The organism is Streptomyces sp. NPDC006529, assembly GCF_040611795.1.
In the GTDB taxonomy this organism is placed as follows: Bacteria; Actinomycetota; Actinomycetes; order Streptomycetales; family Streptomycetaceae; genus Streptomyces.
On the sequence record NZ_JBEXPB010000029.1, the window covers coordinates 50,719 to 65,032 of the forward strand.

The 14,314-nt window shown below is 72.9% G+C and carries 15 protein-coding genes and 1 pseudogene; 9 read left to right on the plus strand and 7 right to left on the minus strand.

Annotated features, from left to right (window positions below; all coding sequences use genetic code 11):
* The first annotated feature begins 8 nt into the window (after positions 1-8).
* The 5 genes from fabG (at position 9) to ABZY31_RS20580 (ending at position 4,681) form a co-directional block, all read left to right on the plus strand.
* Positions 9-770: a 3-oxoacyl-ACP reductase FabG gene (gene fabG / locus ABZY31_RS20560; protein ID WP_356412386.1), complete on the plus strand. Its 762-nt coding sequence runs from the start codon at positions 9-11 to the stop codon at positions 768-770.
* 20 nt (positions 771-790) lie between these two features.
* The gene (locus ABZY31_RS20565) at positions 791-1,552 is read left to right on the plus strand and encodes an SDR family oxidoreductase (RefSeq protein ID WP_356412388.1); all 762 of its coding nucleotides are present in this window, start codon (positions 791-793) and stop codon (positions 1,550-1,552) included.
* A 152-nt stretch (positions 1,553-1,704) separates the two neighbouring features.
* On the plus strand, positions 1,705-3,288 hold the full coding sequence (locus ABZY31_RS20570) for an ABC transporter substrate-binding protein (RefSeq protein ID WP_356412390.1): 1,584 nt from the start codon (positions 1,705-1,707) through the stop codon (positions 3,286-3,288).
* A gap of 87 nt (positions 3,289-3,375) precedes the next feature.
* A complete protein-coding gene (locus ABZY31_RS20575) occupies positions 3,376-4,053 on the plus strand; it encodes a uracil-DNA glycosylase (protein WP_356412392.1) in 678 nt (225 codons plus the stop codon).
* Positions 4,054-4,147: 94 nt separating this feature from the next.
* Complete coding sequence (locus ABZY31_RS20580; RefSeq protein WP_356412394.1) at positions 4,148-4,681, plus strand: hypothetical protein; 534 nt, start codon at positions 4,148-4,150, stop codon at positions 4,679-4,681.
* A gap of 19 nt (positions 4,682-4,700) precedes the next feature.
* On the opposite strand, the gene ABZY31_RS20585 is transcribed toward ABZY31_RS20580, so the two are convergent.
* Positions 4,701-5,255, minus strand: a complete 555-nt coding sequence (locus ABZY31_RS20585) for a hypothetical protein (protein WP_356412396.1) — start codon at positions 5,253-5,255, stop codon at positions 4,701-4,703.
* A gap of 146 nt (positions 5,256-5,401) precedes the next feature.
* A pseudogene (locus tag ABZY31_RS20590) lies at positions 5,402-5,922 on the minus strand (DinB family protein).
* Positions 5,923-6,017: 95 nt separating this feature from the next.
* Here ABZY31_RS20590 and ABZY31_RS20595 point away from each other — a divergent pair.
* The gene (locus tag ABZY31_RS20595) at positions 6,018-6,923 is read left to right on the plus strand and encodes a Gfo/Idh/MocA family oxidoreductase (RefSeq protein ID WP_356412398.1); all 906 of its coding nucleotides are present in this window, start codon (positions 6,018-6,020) and stop codon (positions 6,921-6,923) included.
* Here the strand turns inward: ABZY31_RS20595 and lnt are convergent.
* The 5 genes from lnt to ABZY31_RS20620 form a co-directional block, all read right to left on the minus strand.
* The gene (gene lnt, locus ABZY31_RS20600) at positions 6,868-8,460 is read right to left on the minus strand and encodes an apolipoprotein N-acyltransferase (protein ID WP_356412400.1); all 1,593 of its coding nucleotides are present in this window, start codon (positions 8,458-8,460) and stop codon (positions 6,868-6,870) included. The genes ABZY31_RS20595 and lnt overlap by 56 nt on opposite strands.
* A gap of 22 nt (positions 8,461-8,482) precedes the next feature.
* Positions 8,483-8,950, minus strand: a complete 468-nt coding sequence (locus tag ABZY31_RS20605) for a nuclear transport factor 2 family protein (protein ID WP_356412402.1) — start codon at positions 8,948-8,950, stop codon at positions 8,483-8,485.
* Positions 8,951-9,031: 81 nt separating this feature from the next.
* Positions 9,032-9,217, minus strand: coding sequence for a hypothetical protein (locus ABZY31_RS20610; protein WP_356412404.1), 186 nt, complete (start codon positions 9,215-9,217; stop codon positions 9,032-9,034).
* A gap of 119 nt (positions 9,218-9,336) precedes the next feature.
* A complete protein-coding gene (locus ABZY31_RS20615) occupies positions 9,337-10,209 on the minus strand; it encodes an undecaprenyl-diphosphate phosphatase (protein ID WP_356412406.1) in 873 nt (290 codons plus the stop codon).
* A 48-nt stretch (positions 10,210-10,257) separates the two neighbouring features.
* Complete coding sequence (locus ABZY31_RS20620; protein WP_356412408.1) at positions 10,258-10,977, minus strand: VTT domain-containing protein; 720 nt, start codon at positions 10,975-10,977, stop codon at positions 10,258-10,260.
* 323 nt (positions 10,978-11,300) lie between these two features.
* Here ABZY31_RS20620 and tuf point away from each other — a divergent pair, with 323 nt between their 5' ends.
* The 3 genes from tuf to ABZY31_RS20635 all read left to right on the plus strand — a co-directional run bounded on the left by tuf (position 11,301) and on the right by ABZY31_RS20635 (position 14,297).
* Entirely contained in the window at positions 11,301-12,482 is a 1,182-nt protein-coding gene (gene tuf, locus ABZY31_RS20625; protein ID WP_356412410.1) for an elongation factor Tu, read from the plus strand.
* 78 nt (positions 12,483-12,560) lie between these two features.
* On the plus strand, positions 12,561-13,406 hold the full coding sequence (locus tag ABZY31_RS20630; protein WP_356412412.1) for a patatin-like phospholipase family protein: 846 nt from the start codon (positions 12,561-12,563) through the stop codon (positions 13,404-13,406).
* A 99-nt stretch (positions 13,407-13,505) separates the two neighbouring features.
* Entirely contained in the window at positions 13,506-14,297 is a 792-nt protein-coding gene (locus ABZY31_RS20635) for a fused MFS/spermidine synthase (RefSeq protein ID WP_356412441.1), read from the plus strand.
* The last annotated feature ends 17 nt before the right edge of the window (positions 14,298-14,314 follow it).

The following is a 14,314-nucleotide window of genomic DNA, read 5'->3' on the forward strand; positions in this document are numbered from 1 at the left end:
GAACCAGCATGTCCACCACCGAGCAGCGCGTCGCGATCGTCACCGGGGCGGCCCGGGGCATCGGCGCCGCCACCGCCCTGCGCCTGGCCGCCGAGGGCCGCGCCGTCGCCGTACTCGACCTCGACGAGGGCTCCTGCAAGGACACCGTCGAGGCGATCACCGCGGCGGGCGGCACGGCCCTCGCGGTCGGCTGCGACGTATCGGACAGCGCCCAGGTGGAGGCGGCGGTGGAGCGGGTCGCGAGCACCCTCGGCGCGCCGACCGTCCTGGTCAACAACGCGGGCGTGCTCCGTGACAACCTGCTGTTCAAGATGAGCGACACCGACTGGGACACGGTCATGAACGTGCACCTGCGCGGCGCGTTCCTGATGTCCCGCGCCTGCCAGAAGTACATGGTGGAGGCGAAGTTCGGCCGCATCGTGAACCTCTCCAGCAGCTCCGCCCTCGGCAACCGCGGCCAGGCCAACTACGCGGCCGCCAAGGCGGGTCTCCAGGGGTTCACCAAGACCCTCGCCTTCGAGCTGGGCAAGTTCGGCGTCACGGCCAACGCCGTGGCCCCCGGGTTCATCGTCACCGAGATGACCGCGCAGACCGCCGCCCGCATCGGCATGGGCTTCGAGGAGTTCCAGGCCGCCGCCGCCACCCAGATCCCCGTGCAGCGCGTCGGCCGTCCGGAGGACATCGCCAACGCCATCGCCTTCTTCACCGGCGAGGCCGCGGGCTTCGTCTCGGGCCAGGTCATGTACGTGGCCGGCGGCCCCCTCAACTGACGAGAGGCAGGGCGTACGTCATGACGTACAACGGCATCGACAGCGGCAAGGTGGCGCTGATCACCGGAGCCAGCCGCGGCATCGGCTACGGCGTCGCGGAGGCCCTGGTCGCCCGCGGCGACCGGGTCTGCATCACCGGCCGCAACGAGGACTCCCTCAAGGAGGCGGTGGAGCGGCTCGGCGCGGACCGGGTGATCGGGGTCGCGGGCAAGGCGCACGACGAGGCCCACCAGGCGGTCGCCGTCGAGCGGACGATGGAGGCCTTCGGGCGGGTCGACTTCCTCGTGAACAACGCGGGGACCAATCCGGTCTTCGGGCCGATCGCGGACCTCGACCTCGGGGTCGCCCGCAAGGTCTTCGAGACGAACGTGGTCTCGGCGCTCGGCTTCGCCCAGCGGACCTGGCACGCCTGGCAGAAGGACCACGGCGGCGCCATCGTGAACATCGCCTCCATCGCGGGCGTCTCCGCCTCGCCGTTCATCGGCGCGTACGGGATGAGCAAGGCCGCGATGATCAACCTCACCCTCCAGCTCGCCCACGAGATGGCGCCGGGGGTCCGGGTCAACGCCATCGCGCCCGCCGTGGTCAAGACCAAGTTCGCGCAGGCCCTCTACGAGGGGCGCGAGCAGGAGGCGGCCGCGGCGTATCCGCTCGGCAGGCTCGGGGTGCCCTCGGACATCGGCGGAGCCGCCGCATTCCTCACTTCCGCGCAAGCGGAATGGATTACCGGGCAAACGCTGGTCGTCGACGGAGGAATTTTTCTGAATGCCGGAGTCGGCTGACCGATAACCGGACGGATCGGCCGCCGACCGGGTGGTAAATGCATAACGAATATGCACGGAACCGGTCAAGTGCCCCACGGAACCTGCTCCTTGGATCCGTGGGGCGCTGCGGTAGGGTCTGCCGCACCCCTGGCCGATCGAGGAGCGTGCACGTGTTCAACCGGACCAGATGCCTGCAGATCACTGCGGCCCTTGCGTCCATATCCCTGCTCGCCGGTTGCGGGGTGATATCGGATTCGAGCGCAGACCAGGCGAAAAAGATCGTCGTGGGTACGACGAGCGCGCCCAGCACCCTCGATCCCGCCGCGGCCTGGGACGGCTCGTGGGAGCTTTACCGGAACGTTTATCAGACACTTCTGGCATTTCCCACGGGAAGTACCAAACCGCAGCCGGACGCCGCGCAGAGCTGTGAGTTCACCGACTCCGCCAACGAGGCCTACCGCTGCACCCTGCGCAAGGGCCTGAAGTTCTCGGACGGCGAGCCCCTCGACTCCAAGGCCGTCAAGCACTCGCTCGACCGGATCCGCACCATCGGTTCCAAGGTCGGCCCCAAGGACCTCTTCGGCAGCCTGGAGCGCATCGAGACCCCGGACCCGCTGACGGTCGTCTTCCAGCTGAAGACCCCGGACGCGACCTTCCCCTTCGTGCTCGGCTCGCCCGCCGCCTCGCTCGTGGCCCCCAACGAGTACCCGGCCGACAAGGTCCGCAAGGACGGCAAGGTCACCGGCTCGGGACCGTACGTGCTCGACTCCTACAAGGAGGGCGACGAGGCGGTCCTCGCGAGCTACGGCAACTACCAGGGCTTCGCGCAGCGCCACAACAACGCGGTGACCATCCGCTACTTCATGGACTCCCAGAAGATGATCGCGGCCCTCAAGAACAAGGAGATCGACGCGACCTACCGCGGTCTCTCCGCGGCCGAGATCAAGGACCTGCAGAGCCCCGCCTCGCACGCGGCGGGCATCCAGGTCGTCGACAACGTCGGCGCCGAGATCCGCTACCTGGTCTTCAACCCCAAGGACCCGGCGGTCGCCAAGCCCGCCGTCCGCCAGGCCGTGGCCCAGGTGGTCGACCGCGGAGCACTCGTCGCGAAGGTCTACCAGGGCACCGCGGAACCCCTGTACTCGATGGTCCCCAAGGGGGTCGTGGGCCACAAGACGCCCTTCTACGACCGCTTCGGCCAGCCGGACGTGGAGAAGGCGAAGAAGATCCTCCAGAAGGCGGACGTCGCCTTCCCGGTGGAGCTGACTTTCTGGTACACCACCGACCGGTACGGCTCCTCCACCGCGCCGGAGTTCGAGGAGCTGAAGCGCCAGCTGGACGCGAGCGGCCTGTTCAGGATCACCCTGCGGAACAAGCCCTGGAAGCCCTACCAGGAGGGCTACAAGAACGGCGAGTACCCGGTCTTCGGGCGCGGCTGGTTCCCCGACTTCCCGGACCCCGACAACTTCATCGCGCCGTTCGTCGGCAAGGAGAACGCGGTCGGCACCCCCTACGAGAACCCCGAGATCCTCACCGACCTGCTGCCCAAGTCCCGCCGCGAGAGCGACCGCTCGGCCGTCACGCGCGAGTTCGAGCGGGCGCAGCAGATCTTCTCCGAGGACGTCCGGCTGCTGCCCCTGTGGCAGGGCAAGCTGTACGTCGCCGCGCGCGACGACATCGCGGGCGGGGAGCGTTCCCTGGACCCGCAGACGGCCATGCAGATGTGGGAGCTGTACCGCAAGACCAGCTGGTAGCCGGGGAACGGGGCGGCCGGGTCCGTTGTCAGTGGGTGCCGGTAGGTTCTGGAGCAGTTGCACGAACGCGTACCGGAGGTTGTCGACGTGACCCAGCTGCTGCCCGAATCCTGGCTGCCCGTCCTCGGTGAGGAACTGGAGAAGCCCTACTTCCACGAGCTCCTGGAGTTCGTGGAGAAGGAACGGGCCGGTGGACCGGTCTACCCGCCCCGCGAGCAGGTCTTCGCGGCACTGGAGGCCACGCCGTTCGACCGGGTCAAGGTGCTGGTCCTCGGCCAGGACCCCTACCACGGCGCCGGCCAGGGCCACGGGCTGTGCTTCTCGGTGCGGCCCGGGGTCCGCACCCCGCCCTCCCTGCGCAACATCTACAAGGAGATGAAGGAGGAGCTGGGCCTGCCCGTCCCGGACAACGGCTACCTGATGCCGTGGGCCGAGCAGGGCGTCCTGCTGCTCAACGCGGTGCTCACCGTCCGCGAGGCCGAGCCCAACTCCCACAAGGGCAAGGGCTGGGAGAAGTTCACGGACGCCGTGATCCGCGCGGTCGCCGCCCGCCCGGACCCGGCCGTCTTCGTCCTGTGGGGGGCGTACGCGCAGAAGAAGCTCCCGCTGATCGACGAGGAGCGCCACGTGGTCGTCAAGGGCGCCCACCCCTCGCCGCTCTCGGCCAAGAAGTTCTTCGGCTCCCGGCCCTTCACGCAGATCAACGAGGCCGTCGCCGCCCAGGGCCATGAGCCGATCGACTGGCGGATCCCGGACCTGGGCTGACCTCCGACCGCGCCTCGTCGGCAATGCGGGCGGCTCCGGCTAGCGTCAGGGTGATCGGACCGCAGTGCGTCCGACCAGAAAGCCGGAGGCCGCATTGACCGAGCAGCAGCGGGAGGCGTCGCAGGACGCCGTCATGACCAGGATCGGACAGGCGGTCATCCTGCTGCACGCCGGGGACCGGGAAGAGGCGCGCAACCGCCTCGGGGACATCTGGACCGAGATCGGCGAGAACGGCGAGGCCCTGCACCGCTGCACCCTCGCGCACTACATGGCCGACGCCCAGGACGACCCGGCCGAGGAACTCGCCTGGGACCTGCGGGCGCTGCAAGCGGCCGACGGGCTGCGGCAGGAGCACATCACCCTGCCGCTGCCCCAGCCGCACGCGGCCGTGCGCGTCTTCTACCCGTCCCTGCACCTGAACCTCGCCGCCGACTACGTCAAGCTGCGCCGCCCCGACGCGGCCCGGATCCACCTGGCCCGGGCCCGGGCGGCGGCCGGCGCGCTCTCCGACGACGGGTACGGGGACGGCGTACGGGCGGCCCTCTCGCGGCTCGAACTGCGGCTCGGGGCGGGACCGGACCGGGGGAGCCGCCCCGCGCCCTTCCCCGGCCAGCAGGAGAGCCCGTAGCGCTCGCGCCGCCGGCGGGTCAGCCGCCGTGCACGCCCGCGCAGATCCTGGCCTCCGGGCTGTCCGGCCGCCAGTGGCCGTGCCTGCGGCCCAGCGCGCACACATCGGCCGGCCGCACCGGCAAGGCCGGCGACAGCTGCCGCTCCAGCTCCGCCTGCGGCCCCCGCGCCGCATCCCCGTGGCCGTGCCCGTGGTGGCGTACGACCGGCCCGGACGGCAGCCGGGGCGGCTCCGGGATCTCCGGCACCGGCGGCGCCGCCTCGCCGGGCGCCGACCGCTGCCGGTCCGCCCCGGCCGCCGCGCCGCGCTGCGCGGCGCCTCCCGCGGCGCCCTGCGGCTTCCCGCGCTCCGCGGGTACGGCCTTCAGCGCCTCCAGGGCCGGGGCCGTCACCGTCACCGGCGCCGCACCGGGGCCGCCGTGCGGGTCGTGCTGCTGCTGGGGCGGCGGCGGCTCGGCGGACGCGGCCCCCGCGGGCAGCGGCGCATGAGGGTTCACACTCACGCAGCCGGAGACGGCCGAGACCGCACAGGCGACTCCGAGCAGCAGTTTCGTCGTGGTTCGGGTTGGATGCACCCGCGCAACTCTGCTGTGCGAACACCCGGTTGCGAAAACCCGCGGGCGATATTCACCCCGCACGGGTGACGGCCACTGGCCGGTTGCCGGTTGCCGGGCGCCCGTTGCCGCACCCGGGACCCGCCGACGGGCCGTGCACCGGCGCGCTATTCGCCCGTCGCCCCGTCGATGTGCTCGCGCAGCAGGTCGGCGTGCCCGTTGTGGCGCGCGTACTCCTCGATCATGTGGGTGTAGACCCAGCGCAGGTTGAACTGCTCGCCGCTGCGGCTGCTGCGCCCGATCGACACCTCGTCCAGCGAGCGCCCGGCCGAAGCCTGCCGCGCGGCTCGATCTCCTCGCGCCAGATCTGCTCGGCCTCCTCCCAGGTGTCCTGCTCCGAGAGGTGGAACTCGGCGTCCGGGTCCTCCTCCGTGCAGTACAGGTCCTCCAGGTCCTCGCCCAGGGTGATCTCCCGGAACCAGTACCGCTCCACCTCGGACATGTGCCGTACGAGCCCCAGCAGGCTCAGTTCGGAGGGCGCCAGGGGCGTGCGCCGCAGCTGTTCGTCGGTCAGGCCCTCGCACTTCCAGGCGAGGGTGGCCCGGTGGAAGTCGAGCCATCCGTCCAGCATCTCGCGCTCGTTGGCGGTGGTGGACGGTTCGGGGCGGTCGGTCACAGGAGTGCTCATGATCCGATAGTGGACGAAGGGGGCCCCTCCCACCAGGCATTAAGCTGCCAGCAGTACGACGGGGAACGACGACGGCAACGAACGAGGAGGCTCCCTTGAAGGTCGCGTGCATCGGACTCGGTGACATCGCCCAGAAGGCCTACCTGCCGGTCCTCACCGCGCGTCCGGAGGTCGAACTCCACCTGCAGACCCGCACCCCCGCCACCCTCGACCGGATCGGCGCCCTGCACCACGTCCCCGCGGAGCGCCGCCACACCGGCCTCGACGAGCTGCTGGCCCAGGGCCTCGACGCCGCCTTCGTGCACGCGCCGACCGACGTCCACCCGGAGATCGTCACGCGGTTGCTGGAGGCGGGGGTGGCGACGTACGTCGACAAGCCCCTCGCCTACGAGCTGGCCGCGTCCCGGCGCCTGGTCGAACTGGCCGAGGAGCGCGGGGTGTCGCTGGCCGTCGGCTTCAACCGCCGTTACGCGCCGGGCTACGCGCAGTGCGCCGACCACCCGCGCGAACTCATCGTCATGCAGAAGAACCGGGTCGGGCTGCCCGAGGACCCCCGGACCCTGGTCCTCGACGACTTCATCCACGTCGTGGACACCCTGCGCTTCCTGCAGCCCGGCGAAGCCGAGCACGTCGACGTACGGGCCGTCGTGCGGGAAGGGCTCATGCACCAGGTGGTGCTCCAGCTCTCCGGGGCCGGTTTCACCGCGCTCGGCATCATGAACCGGCTCTCCGGCTCCACCGAGGAGATCCTGGAGGTCTCCGGCCAGGACACCAAGCGCCAGGTGGTCAACCTGGCCGAGGTCATCGACCACAAGGGCCAGCCCACCGTCCGGCGGCGCGGGGACTGGGTGCCGGTCGCCCGCCAGCGCGGCATCGAACAGGTCGTGGACGCCTTCCTGGAGGCCGTCGCCTCGGGCAGCACGCTCAGCGCCCGTGACGCGCTGCTCACCCACGAGCTGTGCGAGCAGGTGGTCCGGTCGGCTCTGCGGCAGGCCTCCTGAGCGGGCCGCCGCGCAGCCCGCGCACGCCCTCGGCCGCGCAGAACAGCGCGAGCGCGCCCAGGGCGGCGGACACCGGCCAGTCGCCGAAGCGGACGTAGAAGGTGGTGCCCGTGGCGCGGGGGACCCCGTACACCCGGGCCGCCGAGGCCGAGCCGGGCAGCGGCTCCCCGACCGGCTCGCCCGAGGGGCCGTGCACCGCGCTGATGCCGGTGAGGGTGGCGTGCACCACCGGGCGCCCGTTCTCGGCGGCGCGCAGCGCCCCCAGGGAGGCGTGCTGCGCAGGAGCCCAGCCGTCCTGGAAGGTGGCCGTGGAGGACTGGTCGACCAGCAGGGCCGCGCCCTCCCGGGTCAGGTGCCGGCTCATGTCGGGGAACGCCGACTCGAAGCAGACCAGTGGCCCGATCCGCAACGCAGTACCGCCCGCCGCGGCGGGCAGGTCCATCACCACCGGCGCGGTGCCCGGACGCCGGTCCTCTGCGGCCGCCTTGCCCGCCGAGGTGACCCAGCCGAGCAGGGACCGCGCCGGTATGTACTCGCCGAAGGGGACCAGCCGCATCTTGTCGTACCGGTCGCCCGTCGGTCCCCCAGGGCCCACCAGCACCGCGCTCTTGTAGATGCCGGGCGCGCCCCCGGTCTGCGCGGCCGTCCGCCGGGCGTCCACGTTGACCAGCAGCGGGGCGCCCACCGCGGCCGACAGGTCCGCGAGCCGCCGGGCCAGGTCCGGCCGCGCCGCCAGATCGGAGCCCACGCTGCTCTCGCCCCACACCACCAGGTCCAGCCGCCGGCCGGCGAGGCGCCGGGTGAGCCGCTCACCGGTGGCGAAGCGCTGCTCGGCGCTCTCCGTGATCGCCCGCGGGCCGACTTGTACGACGGCCACCCGCAGTTCCCCCGAGGGCGCGGGCCCCGGCAGCCACAGCCACACCGCGCCGGTGAGCACCGCGCAGCCGGTCACCCCGGCCGCCGCCGGGATCCGCCCGGAGGGCGCCGCGACCAGCAGCGCCAGCGCGCAGTTCACCGCGACGATCAGCAGGCTCAGCAGCCACACCCCGCCCACCGACGCGAGCCGCAGCGCGGGCGGCACCTGCCACTGACTGGCCCCCAGCAGCCCCCACGGCCCGCCCAGCCCCTGCCACGACCGGACGAGTTCGGACAGCAGCCAGCCCGCCGGTACGAGCACCAGCGCGGCGCCCGCCCGACCGGGGCCGACGGCCCCGCCGAGCAGCCGCCGCACCAGCAGCCCCCAGGGCGCCCACAGCGCCCCCAGCAGCGCGGCCAGCGGAAAGAGGAACAGGTGCAGGCTGGGCAGCAGCCAGTGATGGACCGCCAGGATGAAGCCCGCGCCGCCGAGCCACCCCTCCAGGGCCGCCCGGCGCCCGCCGGCCGCCGTGCGCAGCAGCAGCATCCAGGGCACGAGGGCGATGTACGCGAACCACCACAGCGCGGGCGCGGGGAAGGCGAGCGCGGGCAGCGCCCCGGCCGGTACGGCCGCCGCAGCACGCCACCAGCCGGGCCGGTCGGTCAGCATGGCGGTCAGCATGGGCGCCTCCGCTTCCAGTGTCTCAGGCGGACAGGTGGCGCCACTTCTCGTGCACGGTGACCCCGGTCAGGCGCCATCCCTCGCGGGTGCGCGCCAGGACGAAGGTGTAGCGTCCGGCGGCCACGAAGTTCGGCGCGGTGATGCTCGCGTCGGAGCCTTCCCCGGCGAGCCGCATCGGATTCACGAAATCCGCCTTCACCTCGGCCCGGTCGCCGGCCGAACCGTCCAGCGTCTCCAGGTCGATCCGCCGGTTGACGATGAGGTGCTGGCGCACCGGGAAGAGCGCCATCGTCTCCTCCAGCCACCGGGCGACCACGGAGGCCGGGCCCTCGATCCCGCCCGCCGAGGTGTAGTCCGCCCGTCCTGCCGCGGTGAACAGGGCCCGGTAGGCCGCCCAGTCGCCGTCGTCCACCGCGACCGCGTACCCGGTCACCACGGCATCGATCGCCAGCCGGTCCATCACCGTCGCGAGTTCCACACGCTGCGTCATCGGGTCAGTGTGGGTCAGCGGACCCGCGAGTCCAAGGGGCGTGCGGCGACCGGATCTTCGCGCGGGGCCGCCCGGCGCCGGTCACCGGCCGGAACGCGCCTCCCGCTGCTTGACCACGACCAGGAACGCGTCGCTGTCGAGGTCCATCACCACCTCGGCCGGGACGCCCTCGCGCTTGCGCTGGGCGGCGTACTCCTCGGCCGGCCAGCTTCCCCGCGGACTTCCGGCCGGAAACCGCTCCAGAACCACGCGCACCGTTCGCCTCATGGGACTGCACCCCCTGCTGTGTCACTGTTCTCGCCGTGCTGCCGTTCTTCCAGGCACAACGACGCGGGGGCCGTCCGGGAACGTTCCCGGACGGCCCCCGCGATCGGGTGGCGGCGCCGTCAGCCCGCGGACTCACCCGCGTGGGGGCTCAGCACACCCATGCCGATCAGCACGAACAGCACGATGCCCAGCAGGATCCGGTAGATCACGAAGGGCATGAAACTCTTCGTGGTGATGAACTTCATGAACCACGCGATCACCACGTAGCCGACCACGAAGGCGATGACCGTCGCGAAGATCGTCGGCCCCCAGGAGACGTGCCCCTCGCCGAGGTCCTTCAACTCCATGCCGCCCGAGGCCAGCACGGCCGGGATGGCGAGGAGGAAGGAGTAACGGGCCGCCGCCTCGCGGGTGTAGCCCATCAGCAGGCCGCCGGAGATCGTCGCACCCGAGCGGGAGACGCCCGGGATCAGCGCCATCGCCTGGGCGACGCCGAAGATGAGGCCGTCCCTGACGCCCAGCTCCCGGAGCGACTTGCGCTCCTTGACCACCCGGTGCCGGCCGCCCTTCTCGTCGCGCGAGGCCAGCCAGTCCGCGTAGCCGAGGACGACGCCCATCACGATCAGGGTGGTGGCGATCAGCCGCAGATCACGGAACGGGCCCTCGATCTGGTCCTTGAGCGTGATGCCGAGGACACCGATCGGGATCGAGCCCACGATGACCAGCCAGCCCATCTGGGCGTCGTGGTCCGAGCGCATCGCCTTGTTCGTCAGGGAGCGGAACCAGGCGGAGACGATCCGCGCGATGTCCTTGCGGAAGTAGATCAGCACCGCGGTCTCGGTGCCGATCTGGGTGATGGCGGTGAAGGCCGCTCCGGGATCGTGCCAGCCGGCGAACGCCGCGGTCAGCCGCAGGTGGGCGCTGGAGGAGATCGGGAGGAACTCCGTAAGCCCCTGGACGAGACCGAGGATTAGGGATTCGAACCAGCTCATGTCGGGGTGCGCTCGTCCTTGTGATCGTCGGGAAGTTCGCGTCCGATGCTAGGGCGTACGAGTGACACCGCTGACCACTGGGGTCGCCTGCGGCGCCGCCGCGCTCCCCGCGGGCACCCCGAGCCGGTGCCGCCTGCGCCAGGCGACGGCCGCCGCGAGCACTCCGGAGACGGTGATGAAACCGAACGAGGCGAGGAAGGCGGGCGAGGTCGGCGAGGAGGCGCTGGCGCCGGCGAGCACGTAGGCCGCCGTATTCGGGACGGTGCCGAGCGCCGTCGCGAGCAGGAACGGGATCCAGCCGCACCGCGAGACCGCGGCGAGGTAGTTGGCGGCCGCGAACGGCACCCCGGGGAAGATCCGCACCGCCAGCACCGACCGGAACCCGTGCCGGCTCAGCTGCGCGTCCGCCGCCAGCACCCACCGCCCGCGCAGCAGCGGCCGCAGCGCCCGCTGCCCCAGGGCCCGGCCCAGCCCGAACGCCACGGCGGCGCCGAGCACCGTACCGCCGACGGCCGCCAGGAGACCGAACTGGGCGCCGAAGACCGCCCCCGCGCCCAGGTTCAGCAGCGGGCGCGGCACGAACGCCGCGGTGCACAGCCCGTACGCCACCGCGAACAGCGGCACCGCCGTGCCCGGCGGGAACGCGCCGGTCCAGCTCCGCGCGAGCAGCCGCTGCGGCTCGTACAGCAGCACGCACACCCCGGCCGCCACCAGCAGCACCACGAGCAGGGCCAGCCGCAGCCACGGCGCCGGAAGGAGGGGGGACATCCGCCGAGACTAACCGACCGCCGTGCAGGGGCGCCGTGAGCCGGATCGCCCGCCACCGGTAATTCGTTCGACGCGGCGGGCATCGCCGGGCCAAGATCGGTCCATGTTCCGGCACCCCTTCCCCGCAGCGCCGTCCGCAGTCGCGGACGCGCCGAAGGCTGCCGCCGCGGACATCGCACCCGCACACCCGGCGCCCCTCGGCGGCGCCCGAAGCTGACCCTTCCCGGATCGTCCGGCGGACCCCGCAGGGGGAGGGTCGGCAGGATCCAGGGGTCCCGTGCAGTCTTCCGGTCACCGGAACAACGGGAAAGCGAACCACAGTCATGGCCAAGACGGCCTTCGAGCGGACCAAGCCGCACCTCAACATCGGCACCATGGGTCACGTCGACCACGGCAAGACCACCCTCACCGCCGCCATCACCAAGGTGCTCGCCGAGCGCGGCGGTGCCTCCTACGTGCCCTTCGACCGGATCGACCGGGCGCCGGAGGAGGCGCGGCGCGGGATCACCATCAACCTCTCGCACGTGGAGTACGAGACGGACACCCGCCACTACGCCCACGTCGACATGCCCGGTCACGCCGACTACGTGAAGAACATGGTCACCGGCGCGGCGCAGCTCGACGGGGCCATCCTCGTCGTGTCCGCGCTCGACGGGGTGATGCCGCAGACCGCCGAGCACGTGCTGCTGGCCCGCCAGGTCGGCGTCGACCACATCGTCGTCGCCCTCAACAAGGCCGACGCCGGGGACCCCGAGCTGACCGACCTGGTCGAGCTGGAGGTGCGCGAGCTGCTCAGCGCCCACGGGTACGGGGGCGACGACGCCCCGGTGGTCCGGGTCTCCGGGCTCGGGGCGCTGGAGGGCGACCCGCGCTGGACCGGGGCGGTCCTGGCGCTGCTGGACGCGGTGGACACGTACGTACCGATGCCGGTGCGCTACACGGACGCGCCGTTCCTGCTGCCGGTGGAGAACGTCCTGACCATCACCGGTCGCGGCACGGTCGTCACGGGCGCCGTCGAGCGCGGGACCGTCCGCATGGGCGACCGCGTCGTGCTGCTCGGCGCGGCGGGCGAGGACGTGGAGACGGTGGTCACCGGCCTGGAGACCTTCGGCAAGCCGATGGACCGCGCCGAGGCCGGGGACAACGTCGCGATCCTGCTGCGGGGGGTGCCCCGCGAGGGGATCCGGCGCGGTGACGTGGTCGCCGCGCCGGGCAGCGTCGAGCCGCGCCGGCGCTTCACGGCGCAGGTGTACGTCCTGTCCGCCCGGGAGGGCGGCCGGACGACGCCACTGGCCACCGGATACCGGCCACAGTTCTACGTCCGCACCGCCGATGTCGTCGGGGACGTGGACCTGGGGGCGGCGGGGCTCGCCCGGCCGGGGGAGACGGTCGCCATGACCGTCGAGCTGGGCCGCGATGTGCCGCTGGAGGCGGGCCTCGGCTTCGCGATCCGTGAGGGCGGCCGGACGGTCGGCGCCGGAACGGTGACGTCCGTTCTCGGCTGACCCGGCCGCCCCCGTGGTGGCGGCGGTCCGCCTGCGGCAGACTGCCGTCACCACAATCGGCGGGAGCGGGGGGCTGTGATGAGCGGCGAGACGGCGCTGGTGCTAGGCGGCGGAGGCCTGACCGGGATCGGCTGGGAAGCCGGGATCATCCACGGCCTGGCCGAGGCGGGCGTCGACCTGTTCGGCGCGGACCTCGTCGTCGGCACCTCCGCCGGTTCCGTCGTCGGCGCCCAGCTCACCTCGGGGCTGCTCACCCCGCGCGAGCTGTACGAGCGCCAGCTCGCCGGAGCGGGCGGGGAGGTCCCGGCCAAGCTGGGCGCGGCCCTCGTCGCCCGCTACGCCGTGGCGATGATGCGGGCCAGGGACGCCACGGCCTACCGCCGCCGGGTCGGCGAGATCGCGCTGGCCGCCGACACCGGGGACGAGCGCGCCCGTCGCACGGTGCTCCAGGCGCGGCTGGTCTCCCACCACTGGCCCGAGCGCCGGTTCGTGGTGACCGCGGTGGACGCGCGGACCGGCGCCGCCGCCGACTTCGACCGGCACAGCGGGGTCGGCCTGGTCGACGCGGTCTGCGCGAGCTGCGCCGTCCCGGGCGTGTGGCCGCCGGTGACCGTCGGCGAGCGGCGCTACGTCGACGGGGGCGTGCGGTCGGCCGCCAACGCCGATGTCGCCACGGGCTACCGGCGCGTGGTGGTCCTCGCGCCGATGGCACTGGGATCGGGGGTCTCGCCCTCGCCCGCCACCCAAGCCGAACGGCTGCGGGCGGACGGCTCCCGGGTGCTGCTGATCACCCCCTCCGCCGAAGCCCGCAAGGTCTTCGGGCGCAACGTGCTGGACCCGGCCCGCCGGGCCCCCGCCGCCCGCGCGGGCCTCGCCCAGGCCGCCGCGCACGCGGCCGAGGCGGCGGCCGTCTGGTCGGCCTGAGGTCTGCCCGACAATGGGGGCGTGGACGACGAGCGGCACGACGAACGACCCGAGCAGATCCCGGTGGGCCGGCAGGTGGGCCAGGGCGCCGCGAAGCTGATGCCGGACGTGGACCGGCCGCGGGCCTGGCTGCTGACGGTGGACGGGGCCCCGCAGTCGTACGTGGACCTCGACGACCCGCGGCACCTGGAGTTCGAGTACGCGCGCCGGCTCGCCCACGTCCTGGACTGCGCAGCTGGGCCCGGCGCGCCGCTGGACCTGCTGCACCTGGGCGGCGGCGCGCTGACGCTGCCCCGCTACGCCGCCGCCACCCGCCCGGGCTCCCGCCAGCGGGTCGTCGACTTCGACCGGGAGCTGCTGGAGCTGGTGTCCGAGCACCTGCCGCTGCCCGCCGGAGCCGGGATCGAGCTGCACGCGGCGGACGCGCGGGCCTGGCTGGAGGCGGCGCCCGCGGCGAGCGCGGACGTCCTGGTGGCCGACGTCTTCGGCGGCTCCCGGGTGCCGGCCCAGCTGACCTCGGTCGAGTACGCGCGCCAGGCGGCCCGGGTCCTGCGGCCCGGCGGCACGTACGTGGCCAACCTGGCCGACGGGGCGCCGTTCGCGTTCCTGCGGGGGCAACTGGCCAACTTCGCCGAAGTGTTCCCGCAGTTGGCCCTGATCGCGGAACCGGGGGTGCTGCGCGGGCGCCGGTTCGGGAACGCGGTGCTGGTCGGGTCCGCGCGCGAGCTGCCGGTGGCGGAGCTGACGCGGGCGTGCGCGGGGGACGCGTTCCCGGCGCGCGTGGTGCACGGGGCGGCGCTGGCGAAGCTGGCCGGGGGCGCCGGGGTCGTGCGGGACGCCGAGGCGGTGGACTCGCCGGAGCCGCCCGAGGGGGCTTTCGGCATCGGCTGAGCCGTGGACCCGGCCGC

Excerpts from the sequence above, each read along its gene's own strand:
- fabG (WP_356412386.1), top strand. The coding sequence starts at position 9 with ATGTCCACCACCGAGCAGCGCGTCGCGATCGTCACCGGGGCGGCCCGG.
- ABZY31_RS20565 (WP_356412388.1), top strand. The coding sequence starts at position 791 with ATGACGTACAACGGCATCGACAGCGGCAAGGTGGCGCTGATCACCGGA.
- lnt (WP_356412400.1), bottom strand. The coding sequence starts at position 8,460 with ATGCTGACCGCCATGCTGACCGACCGGCCCGGCTGGTGGCGTGCTGCG.
- ABZY31_RS20605 (WP_356412402.1), bottom strand. The coding sequence starts at position 8,950 with ATGACGCAGCGTGTGGAACTCGCGACGGTGATGGACCGGCTGGCGATC.
- ABZY31_RS20610 (WP_356412404.1), bottom strand. The coding sequence starts at position 9,217 with ATGAGGCGAACGGTGCGCGTGGTTCTGGAGCGGTTTCCGGCCGGAAGT.
- ABZY31_RS20615 (WP_356412406.1), bottom strand. The coding sequence starts at position 10,209 with ATGAGCTGGTTCGAATCCCTAATCCTCGGTCTCGTCCAGGGGCTTACG.
- ABZY31_RS20620 (WP_356412408.1), bottom strand. The coding sequence starts at position 10,977 with ATGTCCCCCCTCCTTCCGGCGCCGTGGCTGCGGCTGGCCCTGCTCGTG.
- tuf (WP_356412410.1), top strand. The coding sequence starts at position 11,301 with ATGGCCAAGACGGCCTTCGAGCGGACCAAGCCGCACCTCAACATCGGC.
- ABZY31_RS20630 (WP_356412412.1), top strand. The coding sequence starts at position 12,561 with ATGAGCGGCGAGACGGCGCTGGTGCTAGGCGGCGGAGGCCTGACCGGG.
- ABZY31_RS20635 (WP_356412441.1), top strand. The coding sequence starts at position 13,506 with ATGCCGGACGTGGACCGGCCGCGGGCCTGGCTGCTGACGGTGGACGGG.